General features: G+C 68.9%; 23 protein-coding genes. 21 read left to right on the top strand and 2 right to left on the bottom strand.

The features are described from left to right. The first annotated feature begins 56 nt into the window (after positions 1-56). The 19 genes from pdxS (at position 57) to ACFSJG_RS17210 (ending at position 20,896) form a co-directional block, all read left to right on the top strand. The gene (gene pdxS / locus ACFSJG_RS17300; RefSeq protein WP_378486486.1) at positions 57-971 is read left to right on the top strand and encodes a pyridoxal 5'-phosphate synthase lyase subunit PdxS; all 915 of its coding nucleotides are present in this window, start codon (positions 57-59) and stop codon (positions 969-971) included. A gap of 91 nt (positions 972-1,062) precedes the next feature. Further along, entirely contained in the window at positions 1,063-1,878 is an 816-nt protein-coding gene (locus ACFSJG_RS17295; RefSeq protein WP_378486485.1) for an acyl-CoA thioesterase, read from the top strand. A 73-nt stretch (positions 1,879-1,951) separates the two neighbouring features. Continuing rightward, entirely contained in the window at positions 1,952-2,605 is a 654-nt protein-coding gene (gene pdxT, locus ACFSJG_RS17290) for a pyridoxal 5'-phosphate synthase glutaminase subunit PdxT (protein ID WP_378486484.1), read from the top strand. Positions 2,606-2,697: 92 nt separating this feature from the next. After that, positions 2,698-3,450: a YebC/PmpR family DNA-binding transcriptional regulator gene (locus ACFSJG_RS17285; RefSeq protein WP_378486483.1), complete on the top strand. Its 753-nt coding sequence runs from the start codon at positions 2,698-2,700 to the stop codon at positions 3,448-3,450. Positions 3,451-3,565: 115 nt separating this feature from the next. Further along, positions 3,566-4,150, top strand: coding sequence for a crossover junction endodeoxyribonuclease RuvC (gene ruvC, locus ACFSJG_RS17280; protein WP_378486482.1), 585 nt, complete (start codon positions 3,566-3,568; stop codon positions 4,148-4,150). Beyond that, positions 4,147-4,743, top strand: coding sequence for a Holliday junction branch migration protein RuvA (gene ruvA / locus ACFSJG_RS17275; RefSeq protein WP_378486481.1), 597 nt, complete (start codon positions 4,147-4,149; stop codon positions 4,741-4,743). Before ruvC ends, ruvA begins: the two co-directional genes overlap by 4 nt. Beyond that, positions 4,740-5,828 (top strand): Holliday junction branch migration DNA helicase RuvB, encoded by a 1,089-nt coding sequence (gene ruvB / locus ACFSJG_RS17270; protein ID WP_378486480.1) that lies wholly within the window; start codon positions 4,740-4,742, stop codon positions 5,826-5,828. Before ruvA ends, ruvB begins: the two co-directional genes overlap by 4 nt. A 70-nt stretch (positions 5,829-5,898) precedes the next feature. Continuing rightward, positions 5,899-6,276 carry a preprotein translocase subunit YajC gene (gene yajC, locus ACFSJG_RS17265; protein WP_378486479.1) on the top strand — a complete coding sequence of 126 codons (378 nt, stop codon included), beginning with the start codon at positions 5,899-5,901 and terminating at the stop codon, positions 6,274-6,276. 119 nt (positions 6,277-6,395) lie between these two features. Then, positions 6,396-8,099 carry a protein translocase subunit SecD gene (secD, locus tag ACFSJG_RS17260; protein WP_378486478.1) on the top strand — a complete coding sequence of 568 codons (1,704 nt, stop codon included), beginning with the start codon at positions 6,396-6,398 and terminating at the stop codon, positions 8,097-8,099. Between the two features lie 2 nt (positions 8,100-8,101). After that, the gene (gene secF, locus ACFSJG_RS17255) at positions 8,102-9,328 is read left to right on the top strand and encodes a protein translocase subunit SecF (RefSeq protein ID WP_378486477.1); all 1,227 of its coding nucleotides are present in this window, start codon (positions 8,102-8,104) and stop codon (positions 9,326-9,328) included. A 2-nt stretch (positions 9,329-9,330) separates the two neighbouring features. Next, complete coding sequence (locus ACFSJG_RS17250) at positions 9,331-11,052, top strand: ABC transporter substrate-binding protein (RefSeq protein ID WP_378486476.1); 1,722 nt, start codon at positions 9,331-9,333, stop codon at positions 11,050-11,052. Then, positions 11,049-11,609: an adenine phosphoribosyltransferase gene (locus ACFSJG_RS17245; RefSeq protein WP_378486475.1), complete on the top strand. Its 561-nt coding sequence runs from the start codon at positions 11,049-11,051 to the stop codon at positions 11,607-11,609. The genes ACFSJG_RS17250 and ACFSJG_RS17245 overlap by 4 nt, the downstream gene beginning before the upstream one ends. Positions 11,610-11,674: 65 nt before the next feature. Further along, positions 11,675-13,987 carry a RelA/SpoT family protein gene (locus tag ACFSJG_RS17240; RefSeq protein WP_378486474.1) on the top strand — a complete coding sequence of 771 codons (2,313 nt, stop codon included), beginning with the start codon at positions 11,675-11,677 and terminating at the stop codon, positions 13,985-13,987. Positions 13,988-14,047: 60 nt separating this feature from the next. After that, positions 14,048-14,638: a TetR/AcrR family transcriptional regulator gene (locus ACFSJG_RS17235; RefSeq protein ID WP_378486473.1), complete on the top strand. Its 591-nt coding sequence runs from the start codon at positions 14,048-14,050 to the stop codon at positions 14,636-14,638. 189 nt (positions 14,639-14,827) lie between these two features. Continuing rightward, positions 14,828-15,892 carry a phosphotransferase family protein gene (locus ACFSJG_RS17230; RefSeq protein WP_378486472.1) on the top strand — a complete coding sequence of 355 codons (1,065 nt, stop codon included), beginning with the start codon at positions 14,828-14,830 and terminating at the stop codon, positions 15,890-15,892. A 27-nt stretch (positions 15,893-15,919) separates the two neighbouring features. After that, positions 15,920-17,149: an acyl-CoA dehydrogenase family protein gene (locus tag ACFSJG_RS17225; RefSeq protein ID WP_378486471.1), complete on the top strand. Its 1,230-nt coding sequence runs from the start codon at positions 15,920-15,922 to the stop codon at positions 17,147-17,149. Between the two features lie 53 nt (positions 17,150-17,202). Further along, on the top strand, positions 17,203-18,561 hold the full coding sequence (locus ACFSJG_RS17220) for an MFS transporter (RefSeq protein ID WP_378486470.1): 1,359 nt from the start codon (positions 17,203-17,205) through the stop codon (positions 18,559-18,561). Further along, positions 18,558-20,096 (top strand): AMP-binding protein, encoded by a 1,539-nt coding sequence (locus ACFSJG_RS17215; protein WP_378486469.1) that lies wholly within the window; start codon positions 18,558-18,560, stop codon positions 20,094-20,096. The genes ACFSJG_RS17220 and ACFSJG_RS17215 overlap by 4 nt, the downstream gene beginning before the upstream one ends. Beyond that, on the top strand, positions 20,093-20,896 hold the full coding sequence (locus ACFSJG_RS17210) for an enoyl-CoA hydratase/isomerase family protein (protein WP_378486468.1): 804 nt from the start codon (positions 20,093-20,095) through the stop codon (positions 20,894-20,896). The genes ACFSJG_RS17215 and ACFSJG_RS17210 overlap by 4 nt, the downstream gene beginning before the upstream one ends. A gap of 30 nt (positions 20,897-20,926) precedes the next feature. On the opposite strand, the gene ACFSJG_RS17205 is transcribed toward ACFSJG_RS17210, so the two are convergent. Both ACFSJG_RS17205 and ACFSJG_RS17200 read right to left on the bottom strand, forming a co-directional pair. After that, a complete protein-coding gene (locus ACFSJG_RS17205) occupies positions 20,927-21,736 on the bottom strand; it encodes a peptidylprolyl isomerase (protein WP_378486467.1) in 810 nt (269 codons plus the stop codon). Beyond that, a complete protein-coding gene (locus ACFSJG_RS17200; RefSeq protein WP_378486466.1) occupies positions 21,733-22,605 on the bottom strand; it encodes a peptidylprolyl isomerase in 873 nt (290 codons plus the stop codon). Before ACFSJG_RS17200 ends, ACFSJG_RS17205 begins: the two co-directional genes overlap by 4 nt. 186 nt (positions 22,606-22,791) lie before the next feature. Here ACFSJG_RS17200 and ACFSJG_RS17195 point away from each other — a divergent pair, with 186 nt between their 5' ends. Continuing rightward, positions 22,792-23,472 (top strand): MBL fold metallo-hydrolase, encoded by a 681-nt coding sequence (locus ACFSJG_RS17195; protein ID WP_378486465.1) that lies wholly within the window; start codon positions 22,792-22,794, stop codon positions 23,470-23,472. 14 nt (positions 23,473-23,486) lie between these two features. Further along, positions 23,487-24,732, top strand: a 1,246-nt coding sequence (gene hisS, locus ACFSJG_RS17190; protein ID WP_378486464.1) for a histidine--tRNA ligase, incomplete at its 3' end; no start/stop codon positions are given.

Below are 24,732 nucleotides of genomic sequence, written 5' to 3'. Positions count from 1 at the left end.
ACACCGGACCACGCCGCGGACGTTCCCATACAGGTCACTACCGATGGAGTCATGCCGTGAGCACCCCTGAAACCCCCGCTGCTTCGCCTGCCCAGGTCGGCACGGCCCGCGTCAAGCGTGGGATGGCCGAGATGCTCAAGGGCGGCGTGATCATGGACGTCGTCACCCCCGAGCAGGCGAAGATCGCCGAGGACGCCGGCGCCGTCGCCGTCATGGCCCTCGAACGCGTCCCTGCCGACATCCGCGCCCAGGGCGGCGTCTCCCGCATGTCCGACCCGGACATGATCGACGGCATCATCTCCGCCGTCTCCATCCCCGTCATGGCCAAGGCCCGCATCGGCCACTTCGTCGAGGCCCAGATCCTGCAGTCCCTCGGCGTCGACTACATCGACGAGTCCGAGGTCCTCACCCCCGCCGACTACGCCAACCACATCGACAAGTGGAAGTTCACCGTCCCGTTCGTGTGCGGTGCCACCAATCTCGGCGAGGCACTGCGCCGCATCACCGAGGGCGCCGCGATGATCCGCTCCAAGGGCGAGGCCGGCACCGGCGACGTCTCCAACGCCACCACCCACATGCGGACCCTCGGCGCCGAGATCCGCCGCCTCGGGTCGCTGAGCGAGGACGAACTGTACGTGGCGGCGAAGGAACTGCAGGCCCCGTACGAGCTGGTGGTCGAGGTGGCCCGGGAAGGGAAGCTGCCGGTCACCCTGTTCACCGCGGGCGGTATCGCCACCCCCGCCGATGCGGCGATGATGATGCAGCTCGGCGCCGAGGGCGTGTTCGTCGGTTCCGGCATCTTCAAGTCCGGCAACCCCGCCGAGCGGGCCGCCGCGATCGTCAAGGCCACCACCTTCCACGACGACCCGGACGTGCTCGCCAAGGTTTCCCGTGGTCTCGGTGAGGCGATGGTCGGTATCAACGTCGACGAGATCCCGCAGCCGCACCGCCTCGCCGAGCGCGGCTGGTGATCGTTCGCGCATGATTCAGGGGCGGCCCCGCATGATCGGTGCGGGGCCGTTCCATTGCCAGTTTGAGCACCTGCCGGAGAGGGGAACGCCTGTGTCGTCGATCGAGGAGATTCTCGAACTCGAACAGCTCGAGAAGGACATCTTCCGAGGGATCGTCGCCGAGACCATGCTGACCCGCACGTTCGGTGGTCAGGTGGCAGGCCAGGCGCTCGTCTCCGCGGTGCGCACGGTGGACGAGCAGTTCCGGGTGCACTCGCTGCACGGGTACTTCCTTCGTCCGGGCAACCCGACCATTCCGACGGTGTTCCTCGTGGACCGCATCCGCGACGGTCGCTCGTTCTGCACCCGACGCGTGACCGGTGTCCAGGACGGCCAGGCGATCTTCACGATGTCGGCCTCGTTCCACGTCGGCGACGAGGGTATCGAGCACGCCGACCGCATGCCGCCCGTTCCGGACCCGGACGAGCTCCCGGACACCGCACGCGCGGTCGAGGAGCTGTCGTGGGAGTTCCGGGAGTGGGCGGACTGGGATCTGCGTTTCGTCCCACAGGAGCGGATCGCACGCAGGCCGGGCGTGCCGGCGCAGCAGCAGGTGTGGTTCCGGTACCGCGGGACGCTGCCCGAGGACCCGGTCTTCCACATCTGCACGCTGGCGTACATGTCGGACATGACGCTGCTCGGGTCGGCGCAGGTACCGCACGCCGACGTGAAGGTGCAGCAGGCGTCGCTCGACCACGCACTGTGGTTCCTGCGCCCGTTCCGCGCCGACGAGTGGTTGCTGTACGACCAGTCGTCCCCGTCCGCCGGTTTCGGCCGGGCCCTGACCCAGGGCCGGATCTTCGATCGCTCCGGTGAGCTCGTCGCCGCTGTGGTCCAGGAGGGTCTCACCCGGCTGCTGCGGGACTGAAGGACCTCCACGTTTCCCGAAACCGATTCGTCCGCACAGGTTTCCGCATCAGATTGGATCAGCGATCAGTATCGTGTCAGCACCCCTGGACCCGACCGTGACCGACGCGCCCGCGCGCCCGGTGATCGGTGTGCTCGCCCTGCAGGGCGACGTCCGTGAACATCTCGCCGCCCTGCGGGCCGCGGGCGCCGAGGCCGTCTCCGTGCGCCGTGTCGAGGAACTTGCCGCGGTCGACGGGTTGGTGATCCCCGGCGGCGAATCGACAACGATGAGCCGTCTGCTGGTCGTGTTCGAACTGCTGGAGCCGCTGCGCGCCCGCCTGAGGGACGGAATGCCCGCGTATGGCTCGTGTGCCGGGATGATCCTGCTCGCCTCCGAGGTCCTCGACACCCGACCCGACGCGGAGTGCCTGTCCGGGATCGACATCACGGTTCGGCGCAATGCGTTCGGCAGGCAGGTCGACTCCTTCGAGGAGGACCTGGACTTCCTTGGTGTCGGAGGCGCGCCCATGCGGGCCGTGTTCATCCGCGCACCGTGGGTCGAGCGGGTGGGGGAGCACGTCGAGGTGCTGGCGACGGTCCCGGAGGGGCCGGCCGCCGGTCGCGTGGTTGCGGTGCGCCAGGGCGCGGTACTCGCGACGTCGTTCCACCCGGAGGTGACCGGCGATCGCCGCGTGCACGAGTTGTTCGTCGGCATGGTCCGCGAGGCGATCGCCACACACGGGTAAACTGGCGCCCTGCGCGTCCACCGAGATGACACCGTGAGTGCACCCGGACGTCACGAGTGCACCGAGCAACTACCGGAAGAGGGAACTCACGCATGAGCGGCCACTCCAAATGGGCCACCACCAAGCACAAGAAGGCCGCGATCGACGCCAAGCGTGGCAAGGCCTTCGCGAAGCTGATCAAGAACATCGAGGTGGCGGCACGGACCGGTGGCGGTGACCCGGCCGGAAACCCGACGCTGTACGACGCCATCCAGAAGGCGAAGAAGACGTCCGTCCCGAACGACAACATCGAGCGTGCACGCAAGCGCGGCGCCGGTGAAGAGGCGGGCGGCGCCGACTGGCAGACCATCATGTACGAGGGCTACGGCCCGAACGGTGTCGCCGTGCTCATCGAGTGCCTCACCGACAACCGCAACCGCGCCGCGGGCGAGGTCCGGACCGCGATGACCCGCAACGGCGGCAACATGGCGGATCCGGGTTCGGTGTCCTACCTGTTCAGCCGCAAGGGCGTTGTCGTGCTCGACAAGGCCGGGCGGTCCGAGGACGAGATCCTCGAGGTCGTCCTCGAGGCGGGCGCCGAGGAGATCAACGATCTCGGCGACCAGTTCGAGATCGTGTCGGAGGCAGGCGACCTCATCGCCGTGCGCTCCGCCCTGGTCGACGCGGGCATCGACTACGACTCCGCGGACCCGGATTTCCGCGCCTCGGTCGAGGTTCCGGTCGACGCGGACGGCGCGCGCAAGGTGTTCAAGCTCGTCGACGCGCTCGAGGACTCCGACGACGTGCAGAACGTCTACACCAACATCGACGTCTCCGACGAGGTCCTCGCCGAACTCGACGCCTGACGGCGGTGTGACCCCGACGGCTGGGGCGTGTTGGTCCCCAGTCGTGTCGGAGCGCCCACCTATACTCTCGAACAGCTGTTCGCATGGGCGGTCGGGTGATCGGAGAGGTGGGCGCGTGCGGGTGATGGGTGTCGACCCCGGACTGACGCGGTGTGGCATCGCGCTGGTGGAGTCCGGGCGCGGGCGGCAGGTGACCGCACTCGACGTCGACGTGGTGCGAACCCCGGCGGACATGGACCTGGCGAAGCGTCTGAACTCCGTCTACGACGCGGCCTGCCACTGGATGGACGTGCACGATCCCGAAGTCGTCGCGATCGAGCGCGTCTTCGCGCAGCACCAGGTCTCGACCGCGATGGGGACGGCCCAGGCGGGCGGTGTCATCGCGCTGGCCGCGAGCCAGCGTGGCGTGCCGGTCCGGTTCCACACCCCGTCCGAGGTGAAGGCGGCCGTCACCGGCAACGGCCGTGCGGACAAGGCGCAGGTCACGGCGATGGTGACCCGCATCCTCGGCCTGCAACAGGCGCCCCGCCCTGCGGACGCGGCCGATGCGCTGGCGCTGGCCATCTGTCACTGTTGGCGGGCCCCGATGATCGAGCGGATGGCCCGCGCCGAGGCCGCTGCGGCGGACCAGAAGCGACGGTACGAGGCCCGTCTCGCGGAACTGAACAGATCCCGGTTGAAGAAGGCAGGTTCGCAATGATCGCGTCCGTCCGCGGCGAGGTCGTCGAGATCGCGCTCGACCACGTGGTGATCGAGGCGGCGGGGGTCGGGTATCGGCTCAACGTCACCCCGGCGACGCTCGCGACCCTGCATCGCGGCGAGGAGGCACGACTCGTCGCCGCGATGATCGTCCGCGAGGACTCGATGACGCTGTACGGCTTCCACGACGCCGAGTCCCGTGACCTGTTCGGCCTGCTCCAGACGGTCTCCGGTGTCGGGCCGCGACTGGCCATGGCCGTCCTCGCGGTCCTTGAGCCGGAGGCGCTGCGCAAGGCTCTCGCCGAGGGCAACGTCACCGCCCTCACGAGGGTGCCCGGCATCGGCAAGCGGGGCGCCGAACGCATGGTCGTCGAGTTGCGGGACAAGGTCGAGGCGGTGCCGGTCGCGCCCGGATCGCCTGCCGCCGCGGCTGCCGGGCCGATCCGTGACCAGATCGTCGAGGCCCTCGTCGGCCTCGGCTTCCCGGCGAAGCAGGCGGAACCTGCGACCGACTCCGTTCTCGCCGCGGATCCGGCGGCCGACACCTCCCGCGCCCTGCGGGCCGCACTGGCACTGCTGGGTAAGACGCGGTGACCGAGGACGCCCAGGGGTACGGCGATCCCGGTGAATCGCCGGTGTCGGCGGAACTGGTCACCGGGGACGGCGACATCGAGGCCAGCCTGCGCCCGTCCTCGCTGGACGACTTCATCGGGCAGCCGCGGGTCCGGGAGCAGCTCCAACTCGTGCTGGCCGGCGCGAAGAAGCGCGGCGGTACTCCGGACCACATCCTGCTGTCCGGGCCGCCCGGGCTCGGCAAGACGTCGATGGCGATGATCATCGCCACCGAACTCGGCACGTCGCTGCGGCTGACGTCGGGTCCGGCCCTGGAACGGGCAGGCGATCTCGCCGCGATGCTAAGCAACCTCGTCGAAGGAGATGTGCTCTTCATCGACGAGATCCATCGCATCGCCCGCCCGGCGGAGGAGATGCTGTATCTCGCCATGGAGGACTTCCGTGTCGACGTCGTCGTCGGCAAGGGGCCGGGCGCCACCTCCATTCCGCTCGAGGTCGCGCCCTTCACGCTCGTCGGCGCGACGACGAGGTCCGGCTCCCTCACCGGGCCGCTGCGGGACCGGTTCGGGTTCACCGCGCACATGGACTTCTACGACCCGCCCGAGCTCCAGCGAATCCTGTTGCGGTCGGCGGGAATTCTCGGGGTGCACCTCGGTGAGGAGGCGAGCGCGGAGATCGCCGGGCGTTCCCGCGGTACCCCGCGCATCGCGAACCGGCTGCTGCGCCGAGTCCGGGACTTCGCGGACGTGCGGGCCGACGGTGTCGTCACCCGTGACGTCGCCCGGGCGGCGCTCGCTGTGTACGACGTCGACCAGCTAGGACTCGACAGGCTGGACCGGGCGGTGCTGAGCGCGCTCGTCCGCAGCTTCGGCGGGGGTCCCGTCGGCGTGTCCACACTCGCCGTCGCGGTGGGTGAGGAGCCGGGCACCGTCGAAGAGGTGTGCGAACCCTTCCTCGTGCGGGCAGGTCTGGTTGCCCGCACGCCACGGGGCCGGGTGGCCACGGCGGCGGCATGGGAGCAGCTGGGACTGACCCCGCCACCGGAGGCCGCGTCGGGCGGGATCGACGTTCGTGTCAATGAACCGCAGCAGGCGTTGCGGGAGTAGTGGCAGACTGTGGGGTGGGCCGGTCCACACGGGACCGGACACGGACGACCCTCGAGGACTGACTTCAACGATGGAATTGCTGTTCCCGCTCCTGATTCTCGCTCTGCTGGTGCCGATGTTCCTCGGTATCCGTCGTCAGAAGAAGGAGATGGCGAAGACCGCAGAACTGCAGGACTCGCTGAGCGTCGGTGATCGCGTGATGACCACCGCGGGCCTGTACGGCACGGTCGCCGGTCTCGGCGATGCCACGGTGGATCTCGAGATCGCGCCGGGCGTCGTGTCCACCTGGTCCCGCATGGTCATCCGTGAACTCGTCACCGACGACGCCGAGGACACCGACGACATCGACACCGATGCCGACGACGACGCGGACACCCCCGCGGACGGCGCGACGGCCACTCTCGAGGAGACTCCGGAGCAGACGCAGCGGCGCCTCGACAAGGAATGAACCGATCGCATCCCGCTGCCGAGTGATCAGACACTCGGCAGCGGTCGTGTGTGGGGCCGGCGGTCCGCAGCGCACTGCGGCTCCGTGCCGGTACCGAGCAACTAGGAGAACAACGGATCGTGGCATCACCCAGCGGAGCCGTCCGGCCTGCGCGTTCGCTCGTGATCTTCGGGCTGATCGTCGCCGCGCTGTACGCGCTCGTCTTCTTCACCGGTGACAAATCGCCGACCCCGAAGCTCGGCATCGACCTGCAGGGTGGCACTCGTGTCACGCTGACTGCGCGGACGCCGGACGGCAGCACCCCGAGCCAGGACAGTCTGCGGCGCGCCCAGGAGATCATCGAGACCCGAGTCAACGGTCTCGGCGTCTCCGGGTCCGAGGTCGTCATCGACGGTGACAACCTGGTCATCACCGTGCCCGGTGACGACAGCTCGCAGGCTCGTACCCTCGGCCAGACGGCGCGGCTGTACATCCGGCCGGTGCTCGGATCCCAGGCCGCCGGTGCAGCGCAGACCGCTCCGCCCACGACCCCCGAGGCACCTGCGGCCGAGACGCCTGCGCCCGAACCGGCCACCGAGGCGCCCGAGCCGCAGAACCGCCCGTTCCCGGCGCAGGCACAGGAGCCGACCACCGAGGCCCCCGCGGCCACGACGACCGAGGCTCCCGCTCCCGACGCGACCCAGGTGCCCGAGGGGACCAGCCAGACGGACGAGGCGGCCGCGGAGATCGCGGCAGCGAAGGCGACCCGCCAGAGCACCGATCCGGCCGTGCAGCAGCAGGCGATGGCGTCCCTCGACTGCAGCGCGTCCGATCCGCTCCAGGGCAACGACGATCCGACCCTTCCGCTCGTCGCCTGCTCGACGGACGGCACGACCGTGTACCTGCTCGGCCCGAGCATCATCGACGGCCAGGAGATCGCCGACGCGACGTCGGCGTTCAACTCGCAGCAGGCGCGCCACGAGGTGTCGCTCGAGTTCAAGTCGGACGCCAGCAACACCTGGGCGCAGTTCACGTCCGCGAACATCGGCAAGCAGGCCGCGTTCACGCTCGACTCCAAGGTCGTCAGCGCGCCCGTCATCCAGGGCGCGACCCCGGCGGGCAGCGCGACATCGATCACCGGCAACTTCACGGCGACGTCCGCGAAGGAGCTGGCGAATACCCTCAAGTACGGTTCGCTGCCGCTGTCGTTCGAGGCATCCGAGGCCGAGACGGTGTCCGCGACACTCGGTCTCGCATCGCTCGAGGCAGGCCTGATCGCCGGTGCGATCGGTCTCGTCCTGGTGCTGCTGTACTGCCTGATCTACTACCGGATGCTCGGTATCCTCACCGCGCTCTCGCTGATCCTGTCGGGCCTGCTGGTATACGCGATCATGGTTCTCCTCGGCCGCTACATCGGATTCACCCTCGACCTCGCCGGCATCGCCGGTCTGATCATCGGCATCGGTATGACGGCGGACTCCTTCGTCGTCTACTTCGAGCGGATCAAGGACGAGATGCGTGAAGGCCGGAGCTTCCGGTCCGCGGTGCCTCGAGGATGGGCGCGGGCCCGGCGGACCATCCTGTCCGGCAACGCGGTCAGCTTCATCGCCGCAGCGGTCCTCTACGTCCTCGCGGTCGGCCAGGTTCGCGGCTTCGCGTTCACGCTCGGCCTGACCACGATCCTCGACGTCGTCGTGGTCTTCCTCGTGACACATCCGCTGGTCCACCTCGCGTCGAAGTCCGCGTTCTGGTCGAAGCCGAGCGTCAACGGCCTCGGCGCGGTCACCGAGGTGGCCCGTGAACGCAAGACTGCGGCTGCCTCGGCGCAGGTGAAGGAGTCCTGATCATGACGAACCCCCAGGGACCCAACGGATCGGGAACCGACATCGACACCGCGAACCTGGCCGACGACGCGGTCGACCAGAAGGCGCTGCCACAGCACGGACTGTTGTCACGGCTGTACACCGGGACCGGCGCGTTCGACATCGTGGCCAAGCGCCGCATGTGGTACGGCGTCGTCGCGGCGCTCGTCCTGATCTCGCTCGCGAGCATGGTCTTCCGCGGCTTCTCCCTCGGTATCGACTTCGAGGGCGGCTCGCGCATCCAGTTCCCCGCCGCGACGGGCGCGACCACCGAGCAGGTCGAGCAGGTGTACGCCGACACGCTCGGTGAGGACCCGGTGTCGGTGCAGACGGTCGGCACCGGCGACAGCGCGACCATCCAGATCCGTTCGGAGGCGCTCGACGCGCGTCAGACGGCGGAGTTGCAGAACGCGCTGTTCGACGAGTTCCAGCCGGAGGACTCGAATGGTCAGCCGAGCAAGAACGCGATCAGCATCGCCGACGTCAGCGAGACGTGGGGCGGCCAGATCACCAAGAAGGCACTGATCGCCCTCGCGGTGTTCCTCGTGATCGTCAGCGTCTACATCGGAATTCGCTTCGAGCGGGACATGGCGATCGCCGCGATCATCGCGCTGTTCTTCGACATGATCGTGACCGCCGGTCTGTACTCGCTGGTCGGCCTCGAGGTGACACCCGCGACCGTGATCGGTCTGCTGACGATTCTCGGCTTCTCGCTGTACGACACCGTCGTCGTGTTCGACAAGGTGGAGGAGAACACCCGCGGGGTCCTGCACACGACTCGGCGCACCTACGCGGAGCAGGCGAACCTCGCGGTGAACCAGACCCTGATGCGGTCCATCAACACCACCGTGATCAGCGTCCTGCCGGTGATCGGCCTGCTGGTCGTCGCCGTCGGCCTGCTCGGTGTCGGCACGCTCAAGGATCTCGCCGTCGTGCAGCTCGTCGGCATCGTGGTCGGCGCGTTCTCGTCGATCTTCTTCGCGACGCCGATGCTGGTCTCGATCAAGGAGCGCTGGGGGCCGGTGGCCGCGCACACCCGTAAGGTGGCGGCGCGCCGCGCCGAGCGTGCCGGGCGGTCCGGCGGGTCGAACACGGTTTCCGGCGCGGCCCTGGCAGGCTCGGGCGGGACGGCGCCGGTGTCGCGCCCGTCCTCGGCGGCGCCGAAGCCCGGTGCTCGACCGACCGGAAAGCGCAACAAGAAGAGGCAGTAGACATGGGGACCAGGAGTGGCGGCGGCCGGCGTCGATCCACCGGCGCCACGCGCGCCTCGGCGGTGGCCGCCACTCTCGCACTGATCGTGACCGGCGCGGCCTGTTCCTCCAGCGAGGACCAGGTTCCGTCGATCGGGTACGCCATCGACAACGTCGTCACCAGCTACAACGCCAACACCGTCGACGGCGCCGCCAGCGGAGCCCGGCAGGCGTTCGTGCGGGTGCTGCCGGGACTGAGCTACATCGGCCCGGAGGGGACGGCGCTGTCGGACGGTGACGTCGGAACGGCGGCGACCGTGCCGGGAGAGACCCTGACCGTCGCCTACCGGCTGAATCCGGACGCCGTCTACTCGGACGGTGTCCCCGTCACGTGTGACGACCTGGTGTTGGCATGGGCAGCGGGTAGTGGCCGGTTCGGGCAGTTCTGGGCGGCGAGCCGGGCCGGATACGCGGACATCGACCGGGTCGACTGCCAACCCGGTTCGAAGGATGCGACGGTCGTGTTCAAGCCGGGCCGGGCGTACGCCGAATGGCCCGCACTGTTCGGCGCCACGGCGCTCATGCCCGCGCACGTGGCGGGTCGGGTCGCGAATGTCCCCGACGTCGTCGGCGCCGTTTCGTCGGGTGATCCTGACGCCGTCGGCCGGCTCGCGGAGTTCTGGAACAACGGCTGGAACCTTGTTCCGGGTGAGGCGGACCCGGCGTTGTTCCCGTCCGCGGGCCCGTACCGCCTCGACTCGGTCGGGGAGAGCGGCGAGGTGGTCCTCGTCGCGAACGAACGGTGGTGGGGGAACAAGCCCGGCACGGATCGGATCGTGGTGTGGCCCAAGAACTCCGACCTCCCCGCGCATCTCGACTCCGGTGATCTCGACGTCGTCGACGTGGGTGCCGGGGCGATCGACGGACTGTCGCCCGGCGACGGCTACGACACGGTGACCGAGCCGAGCCGAAGCAGCGAACAGCTCGTCCTCGCGACCGGTGGTGTCTTCGCGGCGGCGGATGCGCGGCGAGCCTTCGCGTCCTGCATTCCCCGGCAGCAACTGTTCGAGGACTACGGGCATCCCGGTTTCGACCGCGCGTCCGGTATGGGTTCGGGGGTGCTCGACTCCCGGCTCGCCCAGCAGGACATGCTGATCTATCCGACGGCGGCGGGAGTTGCGAACGGTCGCTACCGCGAGCCGGACGTCGATGCCGCCCGCAGCGCCCTGTCCGCGTCAGGTCAGGACTCGATCACGGTTCGGGTCGGCTACCTCGCACCGAACGCACGTCGGGCCGAGATCGTCGCCGCGATCGCCGCGGCGTGCGAACCCGCCGGAATCACGGTCGAGGACGCGGGAGCCGAGGACTGGACGCCGGGGGTGCTGGCCGGGGGCGCCGTCGACGCCGTGCTCGCCGGTACCGCCGGAGCGCAGGGCGCCGCAGGCGTGGACTCCGTGGTCACCCCCGCCTACGCGCTGGCGTCCGGGAACGGCACGAACCTGGGCGGCTACTCGAACCGGCGCGTGACCGAGATCGCCGACCAGCTCGCGGTCGACACCTCCGATGGCAGCAGGCTGAACCTGACCACCGAGGCCGAGAACATCCTGTGGTCGGAGATGCCGACGATTCCGCTGTTCGCGGCGCCGCGCGCCACGTCGATCGCGAACGGCATGCACGCGGCGGTGCCGAATTACACGATCGCGGGTGCGGGGTGGAACATGGACAGGTGGATACTTCTCCGGTGAGCACCGAATCGCCCCGCGACGTAGGTGGCGCGCTCGCCCTGGCGTCGGACGACGTCGCCCGCCTGATCCGGTGGGCCGACGACTTCCCGCAGCCCGGGGTGCGGTTCGCCGACCTGACCCCCGTGTTCGCGGACGCCGCGGCGTTCGCGGACGTCACCGACGCGCTCGTCGCGGTCGGCCGCGACGCCGATCTGATCGCGGGGATCGACGCGCGCGGCTTCCTGCTCGGCGCGGGTGTGGCCCGTGCGATGCGGGCGGGCGTCCTCGCGGTGCGCAAGGCGGGCAAGCTCCCGCCGCCGGTCCATTCGTGCTCGTACTCGCTCGAGTACGGCTGCGCCACGCTGGAGATTCCCGCCGACGGGATCGACCTGACCGGACGGCGGGTGCTCGTCATCGACGACGTGCTCGCCACCGGTGGCACCCTGGGTGCGACCGTCGAGCTGCTGGAGGCGGCGGGCGCGGAGGTCGTCTCCATCGCCGTGGTCCTGGAGCTCGAGGCGCTCGGTGGGCGTGGCCGGCTGCCCGACCGCCCGCTGACGTCGCTGCTCAAGATCTGAGTACTAAGGTTGGGGCGGGTACTCCTTCGTGCCCGACGGTACGACTCGGTGGGAGGTGAACGGATATGACGCAGAACCTCGACAAGTCCGGGTCCGGCGGGGCGACTCCGAACGACGCGGCGGTACCGACGTCGGCGTCGCGGCGGGTGCGGGCCCGCTTGGCACGCCGGATCACCGCTCAGCGCAACGCCGCGATCCGCCCGGTCCTCGAACCGCTCGTCGCGATCCACCGGGAGCTGTACCCGAAGGCGAATCTGGCGACGCTCCAGCGCGCCTACGACGTCGCCGAGGAACGCCACGCCGACCAGAAGCGCAAGTCCGGCGACCCGTACATCACCCACCCGCTCGCGGTGGCGACGATCCTCGCCGAACTCGGCATGGACACCACCACCCTGATTGCGGCGTTGCTGCACGACACCGTCGAGGACACCGGGTACTCGCTCGACCAGCTCACCGAGGAGTTCGGTGAGGAGGTCGCGCACCTCGTCGACGGTGTGACGAAGCTCGACAAGGTCGTCCTCGGTCATGCCGCCGAGGCGGAGACCATCCGCAAGATGATCATCGCGATGGCCCGGGATCCCCGGGTGCTGGTGATCAAGGTCGCGGATCGTCTGCACAACATGCGCACCATGCGGTTCCTGCCGCCGGAGAAGCAGGCGCGCAAGGCCCGTGAGACGCTGGAAGTGATTGCGCCGCTTGCGCATCGGCTCGGCATGGCGACGGTCAAGTGGGAACTCGAGGACCTTGCCTTCGCGATCCTGCATCCGAAGAAGTACGAGGAGATCGTGCGCCTCGTCGCGGACCGGGCGCCGTCGCGCGACACCTACCTTGCCAAGGTGCGGGCCGAGATCAACGCGACCCTGACGGCGTCGCGGATCAGCGCCACGGTGGAGGGCAGGCCGAAGCACTACTGGTCGATCTATCAGAAGATGATCGTCAAGGGGCGCGACTTCGACGACATCCACGACCTGGTCGGTGTGCGGATCCTGTGCGACGAGATCCGCGACTGTTACGCCGCGGTCGGTGTGGTGCACTCCCTGTGGCAGCCGATGGCCGGACGCTTCAAGGACTACATCGCGCAGCCCCGCTACGGCGTGTACCAGTCGCTGCACACCACGGTGATCGGGCCGGAGGGCAAGCCGCTGGAAGTGCAGATCCGCACCCGTGACATGCACCGCACCGCGGAGTTCGGCATCGCCGCGCACTGGCGGTACAAGGAGACGAAGGGCAAGCACGGATCCGACACCGCCGAGGTCGACGACATGGCGTGGATGCGCCAGCTGCTCGACTGGCAGCGGGAGGCGGCGGACCCGGGCGAGTTCCTCGAATCGCTCCGTTACGACCTGGCGGTCAAGGAGATCTTCGTCTTCACCCCGAAGGGCGACGTCATCACGCTGCCCGCGGGGTCGACGCCGGTGGACTTCGCGTACGCCGTGCACACCGAGGTCGGCCACCGGTGTATCGGTGCCCGGGTCAACGGCCGGCTCGTGGCGCTGGAACGGAAACTCGAGAACGGCGAGGTCGTGGAGGTGTTCACCTCCAAGGCGGTCAACGCCGGTCCGAGCCGGGACTGGCAGACTTTCGTCGTCTCGCCCCGCGCGAAGGCGAAGATCAGGCAGTGGTTCGCGAAGGAGCGCCGCGAGGAGGCTCTCGAAGCGGGCAAGGAGGCCATCGCCAAGGAGGTCCGGCGCGGGGGACTGCCGCTGCAGCGGCTGCTCAGCGCCGAGTCGATGTCGGCGATCGCCCACGAGCTGCACTATGCGGACGTGTCGGCGCTGTACACAGCGGTCGGGGAGCACAACGTCTCCGCACAGCACGTGGTGCAGCGACTCGTGGCACAGCTCGGCGGCGTCGGCGCGGTGGAAGAGGAGCTGGCCGAGCGGTCCACGCCGTCGACGATGCCGATGCGGCCGCGCCGGGGGACCGACGCGGGCGTCCTGGTTCCGGGCGCCGAGGGAACCGTGGCGAAGCTGGCGAAGTGCTGCACGCCCGTTCCGGGTGACGAGATCATGGGATTCGTGACCCGCGGCGGCGCGGTGAGCGTGCACCGCACGGACTGCACGAACGCGAAGTCTCTTCGGGAGCAGGAAGAGCGGATCATCGAGGTGCAGTGGGCGCCGTCCGCGTCGTCGGTGTTCCTGGTCGCGATCCAGATCGAGGCACTCGACCGGCACCGGCTGCTGTCGGATGTGACGAAGGCGCTCGCCGACGAGAAGGTGAACATCCTCTCCGCGTCGGTCACCACCTCGGGTGACCGGGTGGCGATCAGCAGGTTCACCTTCGAGATGGGCGACCCGAAACATCTTGGTCATGTCCTGAACGTGGTCCGCAACGTCGAGGGTGTTTACGACGTGTACCGCACGACGAGTGCTGCCTGACCTGCAGCGTTGATCCCGGCCGTCACCCACGCCGAACAGTCGTTCGGTAGGGTGACGGCCATGTGTGCTGTGAAGGGGACGGTGGGTCGGCAGGTCATCCTGGACTCGGCGGTCCGGAACATGACCGAGCGGGGATATCACGGAACGTCGATGCGTGACATCGCGCGGGACGCCGACATCACCGTCGCGTCGATCTATCACCATTTCGGGAGCAAGCAGGAGATCCTGCAGGACATCATGGCGCGCGCCCTGCACGACGCCATCGCGATGACGCGCGGCGCCCTCGTGCGGTCCTCCGGTACGCCTGCCGGGCAACTGCAGTCGGTGGTGCGGGCCTGGATCCTGTTTCACACCACGAGGCAGGCCGATGCGCTGGTGGGCGCCAGTGAAATTCGCAGTCTCGACCACGACGGCAGGCGACTCGTCGTCGCATTGCGGGACGAGCAGGAGAGCATCTTCCGCGACGTCATCGACCGCGGCGTCGAGGTGGGCGCCTTCGCGACGCCGCTGCCGCGCGATGCCGCCCGCGCGATCATCAACATGGGGCAGTCGGTGTGCACGTGGTGGCGTTCCGACGGCCCGCTGACCCCGGACGAACTCGCGCAACGGTATGCGGACCTCGCACTTGCGATGGTGCAGAACGCCGGCTGACAGGCGCGCCCGGCGGACCGGGCTTCGAGGCGAACGAACGATCGGCGGTGCATCGTGCACCGCCGATTGGCGTTTCATACCCGCAGTTCAGGGGGAGATAGCTCGGACGTATTGACACTTAACGTGCGCTAGGTCACCATTGCGTCAGCCGAACGATCGTTTGGCTGAGAGTGACGAAGGGTATCTCCCGTGACCACATCCCCGCTCGAGACGCGGAGCGTTCTCGACCTGCCTGCGCTCGACGCCCACCTCCGTGGCGTGATCGACGGTGGTGTCGTGGGACCCCTGACGGCGACGCTGATCGGTGGTGGCCGCTCGAATCCCACGTACCGCCTGACCGACGGCGCGCGGTCCTGGGTGCTGCGGCGTCCGCCCTACGGTCACGTGCTGCCGAGCGCGCACGACATGGTGCGTGAGTTCACGGTGATCGAGGCTCTCGGTGGCACTGCCGTTCCGGTGCCGCACGTGGTGCATCTGTGTGAGGACGTCGAGGTGCTCGGCGCGACGTTCTACCTGATGGAACTGGTCGACGGCATCGCCGTCGGTACCCCCGAGCAGGCCGAGGCACTCACCTCCGCCGAGCGGCGCCGGCTCGGGTTCGACTTCGCCGACACCCTCGCCGCGTTGCACGCCGTCGATTCGGAAGCGGTTGGGCTGGCGGAGTTCGGCCGCGCGGACGGCTACCTCGAACGGCAACTGCGCCGGTGGCAGCGCCAGTGGGAGGCGTCGCGGACCGTGCACCGCCCGGAGGTCGACGAACTCCTCGGTCGTCTCCGTAACAGCTTGCCGGACAGTCGGTTTCCGGGAATCGTGCACGGTGACGTCAAACTCGACAACGTGCTCGTCGATCCTGCGGACCGGGGCCGGATCGTCTCCCTTCTGGACTGGGAGATGGCGACCCTCGGCGACACCCTCGCGGATCTCGGGATCCTGCTCGGATTCTGGGACGTTCCGGGAGAGACTCCCAACCCGATCACCCGTGGTCTGGCGGCGCTCGAGGGTTTCCCGAGCCGCGACGAGATGGTCGAACGCTATGCCGCCACACGGGGGATCGACCTGCCCGACGTCGACTGGTACGTCGTGTTCGCCGACTTCAAGATGGCGGTGATCATGGCGGGCATCGCGGCTCGGCACGCGAACGGCGAGACCGTCGGCGACGGATTCGACGGGGTCGCCGACATGACCTCGACCCTGCTGGCACGCGCCCTCGACCAGGCCTCCCGCTCGTCGGTCGCCGCACTGCGTCATCACTGACACCACTTCGAAGAGGACCAGAAGACAATGGATTTCGAGTACAGCCCGAAGGTGCGGGACCTGCAGTCCCGCCTGACTGCGTTCATGCAGGATCGGGTGCTTCCCGCGGAGGCGATCGCCGCCGAGCAACTGGCCGCCAAGCCCGACTGGTGGGGCGCGCCGCCGATCATGGCGGACCTCAAGGCGGCCGCGAAGCGGCAGGGTCTGTGGAACCTCTTCCTGCCGGCCCGTGAAGGCGCGGGACTGACCAACCTGGAGTACGCGCCGCTCGCGGAGCTGACGGGGTGGAGCCCGGCGATCGCGCCGGAGGCGGTGAACTGCAATCCGCCGGACACCGGCAACATGGAGCTGCTGCACCTGTACGGCACCCCGGAACAGAAGCAGGAGTGGCTGGTCCCGCTGCTCGACGGCGAGATCCGGTCCTGCTTTTCCATGACCGAACCCGATGTTGCGAGCTCCGACGCCAACAACATCCGGCTCGAGATCGCCGACGAGAGCGACGAATGGGTCCTGACCGGCCGGAAGTGGTGGTCGACCGCCGCACTGCGCGACGACAACCGGGTCGCGATGGTGATGGGTGTGACCGATCCGGATGCGCCGGTCGGGTCGCGGCACTCGATCGTGCTGGTGCCGATGGACACCCCCGGCGTCGAGATCGTCCGGTCCACGTCGGTCCTCGGGTTCGACGACCGCCACGAGGGCGGTCACGGCGAGATCGTCTACAACGGTGTGCGGGTGCCGAAGGCGAACCTGCTCGGGCCCCGAGGCAAGGGCTTCGCGGTCGCGCAGGCCCGCCTCGGTCCGGGGCGGATTCATCACTGCATGCGGCTGATCGGGATGGCGGAGCGGGCGATCGCGCTGATGACCGAGCGGGCCCGCACCCGCGTCGCGTTCGGTAAGCCACTGGCCGACGAGGGCGTCGTCCAGGCGACCGTTGCCGATGCCCGGATCGCCGTCGACGCGGCCCGCCTCACCGTCCTGCGTGCCGCCTGGCGAATGGACGTCGAGGGTGCGAAGGCGGCCCGCCACGACATCGCCGCCGCGAAGGTTCTCGTCCCGCTGACCGTGAAGAAGATCGTCGACGACGCCATCCAGATCTTCGGTGGCGCCGGTCTGTCCCAGGACACCCCGCTGGCGATGCTGTACTCGCAGGCCCGCTTCCTGCAGATCGCCGACGGGCCGGACCAGGTGCACCGCCGCTCCCTGGCTCGCGCCGAATTCGCCGCGACACCGGTCCTTTCCGAGGTTCGAGGATGACCACCTCCCAGGACCACCCGACCGACCTTCCCCCGAGTGAATCGAGACATCGCATGAGTTCCGACACCGTGGACGTGACGCCACCGACCGGCACGACGACCACCGACGCACCACCCAAGGCCGGCCGCGCCGCGGTCGCTGCGGCGATCTCCACCTCGCTGGAGTGGTACGACTTCTTCATCTACTCCACCGCCGCGGCACTGGTGTTCAACTCGACCTTCTTCGCCACGGGCAACGAGGTCGTCGCGGCTGTCAACTCGTTCGCGACGGTCGCGGTCGGATTCATCGCACGCCCGATCGGCGGTGTCCTCGCCGGGCATTTCGGCGACAAGGTCGGCCGCAAGCCGGTGCTCGTCGCCGCGGTGGTCCTGATGGCCGTCGCCACGTCGCTGATCGGTTTCGTGCCGAACACCGAGATCGTCTGGCTCGCACCGATGATCCTCGTGACGTTGCGCATCTGCCAGGGTCTGGCCGTCGGCGCGCAGTGGGGTGGTGCCGTCCTGCTCGCCACGGAGAACGCGCCCGCGAACAGGCGCGGGTTCTTCGGCAGTTTCGCCCAGTTGGGTGTCCCGATCGGTGTCGTCCTCGGCAACGTCGTGTTCCTGGTCATCACCTCGACCCTCGCGCAGGACGACTTCCTGAGCTGGGGCTGGCGCATCCCGTTCTGGATCAGTCTCGTGATGCTGCCGGTGGCGTTCGCCATTCACCGGTACCTGGAGGAGACCCCGGAGTTCAAGAAGATCGCGGAGAAGCTCGACGCAGCGCCGGCGGTGAAGAAGTCCCCGATCGTCGAGGTGCTGCGCAAGAACCCCGGCACGGTGCTCCTCGCGGCCGGCTCGAATGCGATCGGCATCATCTTCTTCTACACGATGATCACCGGCTCGGTTCAGTTCGTCACGACCTACCTGGACGTCGAGCGCTCGACGGTGCTCACCTACATCCTCGTCGCCTGCGCGTTGCAGATTCCGCTGGTGCCGCTGTTCGGCCACCTGTCCGACCGGTACGGACGCAAGCTGATCTTCGGGCTCGGCACGGCCGCGATGACGCTGTGGGGTGTGCCGATGTGGCTGCTCATCGGTGGGTCCGGTCCGGATTCGGTGTGGCCGTTCGCAATTGCAGTGATCGTCGGCGTGGTCGCGATGTCGTTCCAGACCGGAACCCAGGGCACCCTCTTCTCCGAGCTGTTCCCGCCGGAGGTGCGGTTCTCCGGTGCATCGCTCGGTTACCAGATCTCCGCCATCATCGGCGGTTTCGCTCCGATGGTGATGGTGATCCTGATCGGCGGCGATCCGGACAACGCGTGGAAGGTCGGCGCACTCATCGCGGTCGCGGGTGTTCTGGGGCTCCTCTGCCTGCTCACCATCGTGCGCCGCTACCCGAATCCCGAGACCACCGAGGCAGGACAGGCATGATCGACTTCCCCGACACCCACGCCGAGGCGGAGCCCGACCGTCCGGCCTACGTGATGGCCGACAGTGGAACCGTCGTCACGTATCGCGAACTCGTGGACGACTCGCGGTCGATCTCCCGGCTGTTGTGGAGCCGTGGACTGCGGCACGGCGACTGCGTCGCGGTGCTGATGGAGAACAACGCCGACTTCCCGAAGGTCGCGTGGGCGGCGCAGCGCAGCGGGCTTCGGTACGTCACCCTCTCGACGCGCCTGCTCCCCGACGAGATCGCCTACATCCTGGGTGATTCGGGGGCCAGGGCCCTGGTCACGACCGATCGGTACCAGGCTGCTGCGGCGGACGCGGTCGCGCAGGTGTCCGCTGTCGAGCATCGGTTCACCACCGGCGTGGCCGCCGGTGGATTCGAGAACCTCACGGAGGCAGCCGCCTCCGTTCCCGAGAACACCGTGGTGGACGAACGCGAAGGTGTCGACCTGCTGTACTCCTCGGGGACGACGGGCCGGCCGAAGGGGGTGAAGGCGGCCCTGCCGCTCGACCCACTGGGTACTCCGCCGGGGGTCGCGGGACTGCTCCACAGCCACTGGGGCATCGACCGTGACAGCGTCTACCTCTCGCCTGCGCCGCTGTATCACGCCGCGCCACTGCGCTTCAACATGGCGGTGCACCGCTTCGGCGGCACCGCGATCGTGATGGAACGCTTCGATGCCGAACGGGCTCTCGAACTCGTCGAGCGGTTCCGGGTGACGCACACCCAGATGGTGCCGACGATGTTCGTCCGGATGCTGAAACTGACCGAGCAGCAACGGAACGCGTACGACCTGTCCTCCCTGCAGGTGGTCATCCATGCGGCGGCGCCGTGCCCGGAGGACACCAAGCGCGCCATGATCGAGTGGCTGGGCCCGATCGTGCACGAGTACTACTCGTCCACCGAGAACAGCCTGTTCACGGCGTTGGACTCCGCGGAGTGGCTCGCGCATCCGGGGTCCGTCGGCAAGTCGATCCTCGGTACCGCGCACATCCTCGACGAAGCCGGTCGGGAACTGCCGCCAGGGGAGACGGGCACCATCTGGTCGGACGGCGGGCTGCTGTTCGAGTACCTGAACGACCCGGAGAAGACGGCCGGGTCGCGCAACGAGCTCGGCTGGACCACCGTCGGCGATCTCGGCTACCTCGACCCGGACGGTTTCCTTTACCTCTCGGACCGGCGGGCGGACCTCATCCTGTCAGGTGGGGTGAACATCTATCCCCGCGAGGCCGAGGACGTTCTCGTCGTCCACCCGAAGGTCGCGGACGCTGCGGTGTTCGGCATTCCGCACGACGAGCTGGGCGAGGTCGTACACGCGGTCGTGCAGCCGGTCGCCGGAATCGAGCCCGACGACGCCCTGGCCGACGAACTGCTCGCGTACTGCCGCGAGCGGCTCGCCGCGTACAAGTGTCCCCGGCGGATCGACTTCGAAACAGAGTTGCCGCGGCACGCGACCGGAAAGCTGTACAAGAGGTTGCTGCGCGACCGCTACTCGCAGCCGGTCTCGAAGTGAGTGCCGTCCTCGTCTCCGCACCCGAGCAGGGCGTCACGCAGATCACGCTGAATCGGCCCGAGGCGCTCAACGCCCTCACGGCCGACACCGTGGCCGCACTGCGCGACGCCCTCACCGGCATCGCACAGGATCGTGCCTGCCGGGTGGTCGTCCTGACCGGCGCCGGCCGCGCCTTCAGCGCGGGTCTCGACCTCACCGGTTACGGGGACGAGGACAGGATCGCGGAGGAGGGTGATCTCGCGCGGACGCTGAGCCGTCAGCGAGAGATCGCCGGAATCGCGCAGCAACTGCACGAACTGCCCCAGCCCGTCGTCGCGGCTGTCAACGGCCCGGCGGCGGGTGGGGGACTGGCCTTCGTGTGCGCGAGCGACATCCGCATCGCGGCAACCCCGGCGGTGTTCGCCGTGTCGTTCATCCGGGCCGGGTTCTCCGCCTGCGACATCGGGGTGTCCTGGTTGCTGCCACGCATCGTCGGTGCCGGCCGGGCCCACGAGTTGATGCTCACCGGTCGCCGCTTCGACGCCGCGGAGGCGCTGCGGATCGGTCTGGTCACCGACGTCGTGGAACCCGGGGATCTGCTCACCGTCGCGCTCGCGAAGGCCCGGGAGATCATGCTCAACCCGCCGCTGTCGGTCGAACTCACCAAGCAGGGCATGTGGATCGCGCTCGAGACCGCGTCGTTCGACGCGTCGGTGGAGTTCGAGAACCGGCAGCAGGTCTTCACCGCGTTGACCGAGGACCGCGGTGAGGCAACCGCGGCCTTCCTGGCAAAACGGCCGCCGAGCTACCGAAGGAGGTAGCTCGGCGGCCGTGGGCGGTGCCGCGGAGTGTCAGGCGACCGACGCGGTCTCGATCGTGATCGGCATGTTCGGCTTTCCGCCGCCCGCGGACATCGAGCCGTCGTCACCGGCGGCGGCGACCTTCTCGATCGTCGCGAGCCCCTCGTCTGAGATGGTGCCGAACACCGTGTACTGCGGAGGCAGGATCGAGTCCTCGTAGACGAGGAAGAACTGGCTGCCGTTCGTACCGCCCGGGCCGGAGTTCGCCATCGCCACGGTGCCGCGCGGGTAGACCATGCCCTGCTGTGCCGCCGGGTCGTTCGCCGCGTACACGGTCGTCGGGTACTCGTTGGCGAACTGGTACCCGGGGCCGCCCGTGCCCTGTGCGGTCGGGTCGCCACACTGCAGCACCTGCAGGCCGGGGCTGGTGACGATGCGGTGGCAGTCTGTGTCGTCGAAATAACCCTGCTCGGTGAGCGAGACGAACGAGTTCACCGTGCACGGCGCCTCGGCGCGATCCAGGGTCAGTCCGATCGTGCCCTGGGTCGTGGCGAGGGTGACCTCGGCGACGCCCTCGGTGGACACGTCGGTGGTCGAGGGTGCGTTCACCGGCTTCGCCGCCTGCCGAGGCGTCGACGGGTAGTCGCAGCTCACCGTCGGACCGGCGGCGGCGGGAACGGCAGGCAGGGCGGCGTAGCCCGAGGTGTCCAGCTTCTGCTGCTGTGTCGCACTTGCGGCGGACGACGTCCACGTGGCCGAGTCGGTCGAGGAGTCGTCGTCGGACGAGCAGGCGGTCGCAGTCAGGGCGAGGCCGACGCCCGCAGCGGCGGCCATCGCACGGAACAAGGTGGTACGCGTCATGCCGCCACCGTAGCCGTCTGGATCTGGATCGGGGTGTTCGGTGCACCGCCGCCGGCGGACATCGAGCCGTCGTCGCCGCCCTCGGCGACCTTCTCGATCGTCGCGAGTCCGTCCTCGGAGATGGTGCCGAACACGGTGTACTGCGGCGGCAGCGGCGAATCGTCGTAGACCAGGAAGAACTGGCTGCCGTTGGTACCCGGCATACCCGTGTTCGCCATCGCGATCGTGCCCCGCGGATAGGTCACGGCCTCACTCGCCGCCGGATCCGCCTCGTCGTACTGATCCGTCGGGAACTCGTTGTCGAAGCCGTAGCCGGGACCGCCGGTGCCCTGACCGGTCGGGTCGCCGCACTGCAGGATCATCAGCCCGGTCGTGCTGAGGCGATGGCAGGGGGTGTCGTCGAAGTAGCCCTGCTGGGCCAGCGAGACGAAGGAGTTGACGGTGCACGGCGACTCGGCACGGTCGAGGCTCAGGCCGATCGTGCCCTGCGACGTCGCGAGCGTGACCTCGGCGACGCCCTCGGCGGACACGGCGGTTCCGTTCGGCGTGTTCGCAGGCTTCGCCGGTGCCTGACCGTCGGGAACGTAGCTGCAGTCGACCGTCGCGGGCAGTGCCTCCGCGCGACCGGCGGGCATCGCGGCCGCCGCCTGCTCCTGCGTGGGCGTGGTCTCCGCGGCGGTGGCGTCGGAGCTGTCGTCGGACCGGGTCAGGCCGTACACCACGGCACCCGCGGCAATCACCAGGACCACGCCGAGGACGGAGGCGCCGATCGTCATCTGCTTGCGCTTGCGGTCACGCTCGGCGCGACGTTCGAGCTGCCGTTCCAGTTTGCGTTGCGCGGTCTGGCGACGCTGCTCATTGCTTGGCACTGCTGCTTACCTCCGGTTCGGTGCCCTCACACGCCGGCGCCGGGATCCCGGCGCCGAATTCTCGGTGACCGAGTGTGCCACCCGAACCTGTGAAACAAGCGCACCACAGTGCAACCGAGGCGGCGCGCAGGCGTGGACATAGGCTGTGCAGGGACCACCACACCCCCGAACGTAGGAGCGATCGACGTGCTCGTCACCGGATTCCCGGCCGGCGCCTTCCAGACGAACTGCTACATCCTCGCGCAGGACGGCGCGAGCGAGTGCCTCGTCGTGGACCCCGGCCAGAACGCGGCGGAGCCGCTGATCGAGTTCCTCGGCAAGCAGTCGCTGACGCCGGTCGCGGTGCTGCTCACCCACGGTCACCTGGACCACACGTGGTCGGTGGAGCCGGTGTGCGAGAAGTTCGGCATCCCCGCCTACATCCACCCCGAGGACCGCTACATGCTGTCGGACCCGCTGCGAGGGACCGGCGCGGCGCTGTCCGCGATGATCGGTGACGCCGAGTTCCGGGAGCCGTCCGAGGTGATCGAGCTCGCCGACGGCGACGTTCTGGATCTGGCGGGCATCACCGTCACGGTCGACCACACGCCCGGGCACACGCAGGGCTCGGTCGTCCTGCGGACCACCGCGGACACGGACCAGGGTCCGGTGCCGATCGCGTTGACCGGGGACACCCTGTTCGCCGGGTCGATCGGCCGGAGCGACCTGCCGGGTGGCAACCACGAGCGGCTGCTCGAGTCGATCGCGGCCAAACTGCTGGTCCTCGACGACTCCACCGCGGTGCTCCCGGGGCACGGCGGGGCGACGTCGATCGGTCAGGAGCGGGTGTCGAACCCGTTCCTGGTTGGACTGTCCGACGCGCAGTAGGGAAAAGTAGAGCCGTGAGCAAGTCCACCAACACCACCTTCTCCGCGCCCAAGGGCGTCCCCGACTACGTTCCGCCCGCGTCGGCCGAGTTCGTCGCGGTTCGTGACGGTCTGACCCGCGCGGCGCGCCTCGCCGGGTACGGGCACATCGAGCTGCCGATCTTCGAGGACACCGGACTGTTCGCTCGCGGCGTCGGTGAGTCCACCGACGTGGTCAGCAAGGAGATGTACACCTTCGCGGACCGGGGGGACCGGTCGGTGACGCTGCGTCCCGAGGGCACCGCAGGCGTGATGCGCGCAGTGATCGAGCACGGCCTCGACCGCGGGCAGCTGCCGGTGAAGCTGAGCTACTCGGGTCCGTTCTTCCGCTACGAGCGCCCGCAGGCCGGCCGCTACCGTCAGCTCCAGCAGGTCGGTGTCGAGGCGATCGGCGTGGACGACCCGGCACTCGACGCCGAGGTCATCGCGATCGCGGACGCCGGTTTCCGGGGCCTCGGCCTGGACGGGTTCCGGCTGGAGATCACCTCGCTCGGTGACGACACCTGCCGTCCGCAGTACCGCGAGCTCCTGCAGCAGTTCCTGTTCGGGCTCGACCTCGACGAGGACACCCGTCGGCGCGCGGAGATCAACCCGCTGCGCGTGCTCGACGACAAGCGCCCGCACATCAAGGAGATGACGGCAGGCGCACCCCTCATGCTCGACCACCTGTCGGAGGAGGCGAAGGGGCACTTCGACGAGGTGCTCGCGCACCTGGACGCACTCGGCGTCCCGTACACCGTGAACCCGCGGATGGTCCGCGGCCTGGACTACTACACGAAGACGACGTTCGAGTTCGTGCACGACGGTCTCGGCGCGCAGTCCGGCATCGGTGGCGGTGGACGCTACGACGGACTGATGGCGCAGCTCGGTGGGCAGCCGCTGTCCGGTATCGGGTTCGGCCTCGGCGTCGACCGCACCATCCTCGCGCTCGAGGCCGAGGGCAAGGCCGCCTCGACACCCGCGCGGTGCGAGGTCTTCGGGGTGCCTCTCGGCGACGAGGCGAAGGCGTCGATGGTGGTCCTCGCCGCGAAGCTGCGCGCGGCAGGCATCCGTGTCGACATGGCGTACGGCGGCCGCGGGGTGAAGGGCGCGATGAAGGCGGCGGACCGGTCCGGCGCGAAGATCGCCCTGGTCATGGGGGAGCGGGACATCGCCGAGGGCGTCGTCGGCGTGAAGGACCTGGCGTCCGGCGATCAGCGACAGGTGTCGGTGGACTCGGTGG

The organism is Rhodococcus gannanensis, assembly GCF_042681175.1.
GTDB classification, from domain to species: domain Bacteria; phylum Actinomycetota; class Actinomycetes; order Mycobacteriales; family Mycobacteriaceae; genus Rhodococcus_G; species Rhodococcus_G gannanensis.
This window is presented reverse-complemented; position numbering and strand designations above follow the sequence as displayed.

What these genes read in the sequence shown, in the direction of transcription:
- ACFSJG_RS17205 (WP_378486467.1), bottom strand. Translation starts at nt 21,736, where the DNA reads ATGACGCGTACCACCTTGTTCCGTGCGATGGCCGCCGCTGCGGGCGTC.
- ruvA (WP_378486481.1), top strand. Translation starts at nt 4,147, where the DNA reads ATGATCGCGTCCGTCCGCGGCGAGGTCGTCGAGATCGCGCTCGACCAC.
- ACFSJG_RS17240 (WP_378486474.1), top strand. Translation starts at nt 11,675, where the DNA reads ATGACGCAGAACCTCGACAAGTCCGGGTCCGGCGGGGCGACTCCGAAC.
- ACFSJG_RS17225 (WP_378486471.1), top strand. Translation starts at nt 15,920, where the DNA reads ATGGATTTCGAGTACAGCCCGAAGGTGCGGGACCTGCAGTCCCGCCTG.
- ACFSJG_RS17215 (WP_378486469.1), top strand. Translation starts at nt 18,558, where the DNA reads ATGATCGACTTCCCCGACACCCACGCCGAGGCGGAGCCCGACCGTCCG.
- ACFSJG_RS17220 (WP_378486470.1), top strand. Translation starts at nt 17,203, where the DNA reads ATGAGTTCCGACACCGTGGACGTGACGCCACCGACCGGCACGACGACC.
- ACFSJG_RS17250 (WP_378486476.1), top strand. Translation starts at nt 9,331, where the DNA reads ATGGGGACCAGGAGTGGCGGCGGCCGGCGTCGATCCACCGGCGCCACG.
- yajC (WP_378486479.1), top strand. Translation starts at nt 5,899, where the DNA reads ATGGAATTGCTGTTCCCGCTCCTGATTCTCGCTCTGCTGGTGCCGATG.
- ACFSJG_RS17235 (WP_378486473.1), top strand. Translation starts at nt 14,048, where the DNA reads ATGTGTGCTGTGAAGGGGACGGTGGGTCGGCAGGTCATCCTGGACTCG.
- ACFSJG_RS17285 (WP_378486483.1), top strand. Translation starts at nt 2,698, where the DNA reads ATGAGCGGCCACTCCAAATGGGCCACCACCAAGCACAAGAAGGCCGCG.
- secF (WP_378486477.1), top strand. Translation starts at nt 8,102, where the DNA reads ATGACGAACCCCCAGGGACCCAACGGATCGGGAACCGACATCGACACC.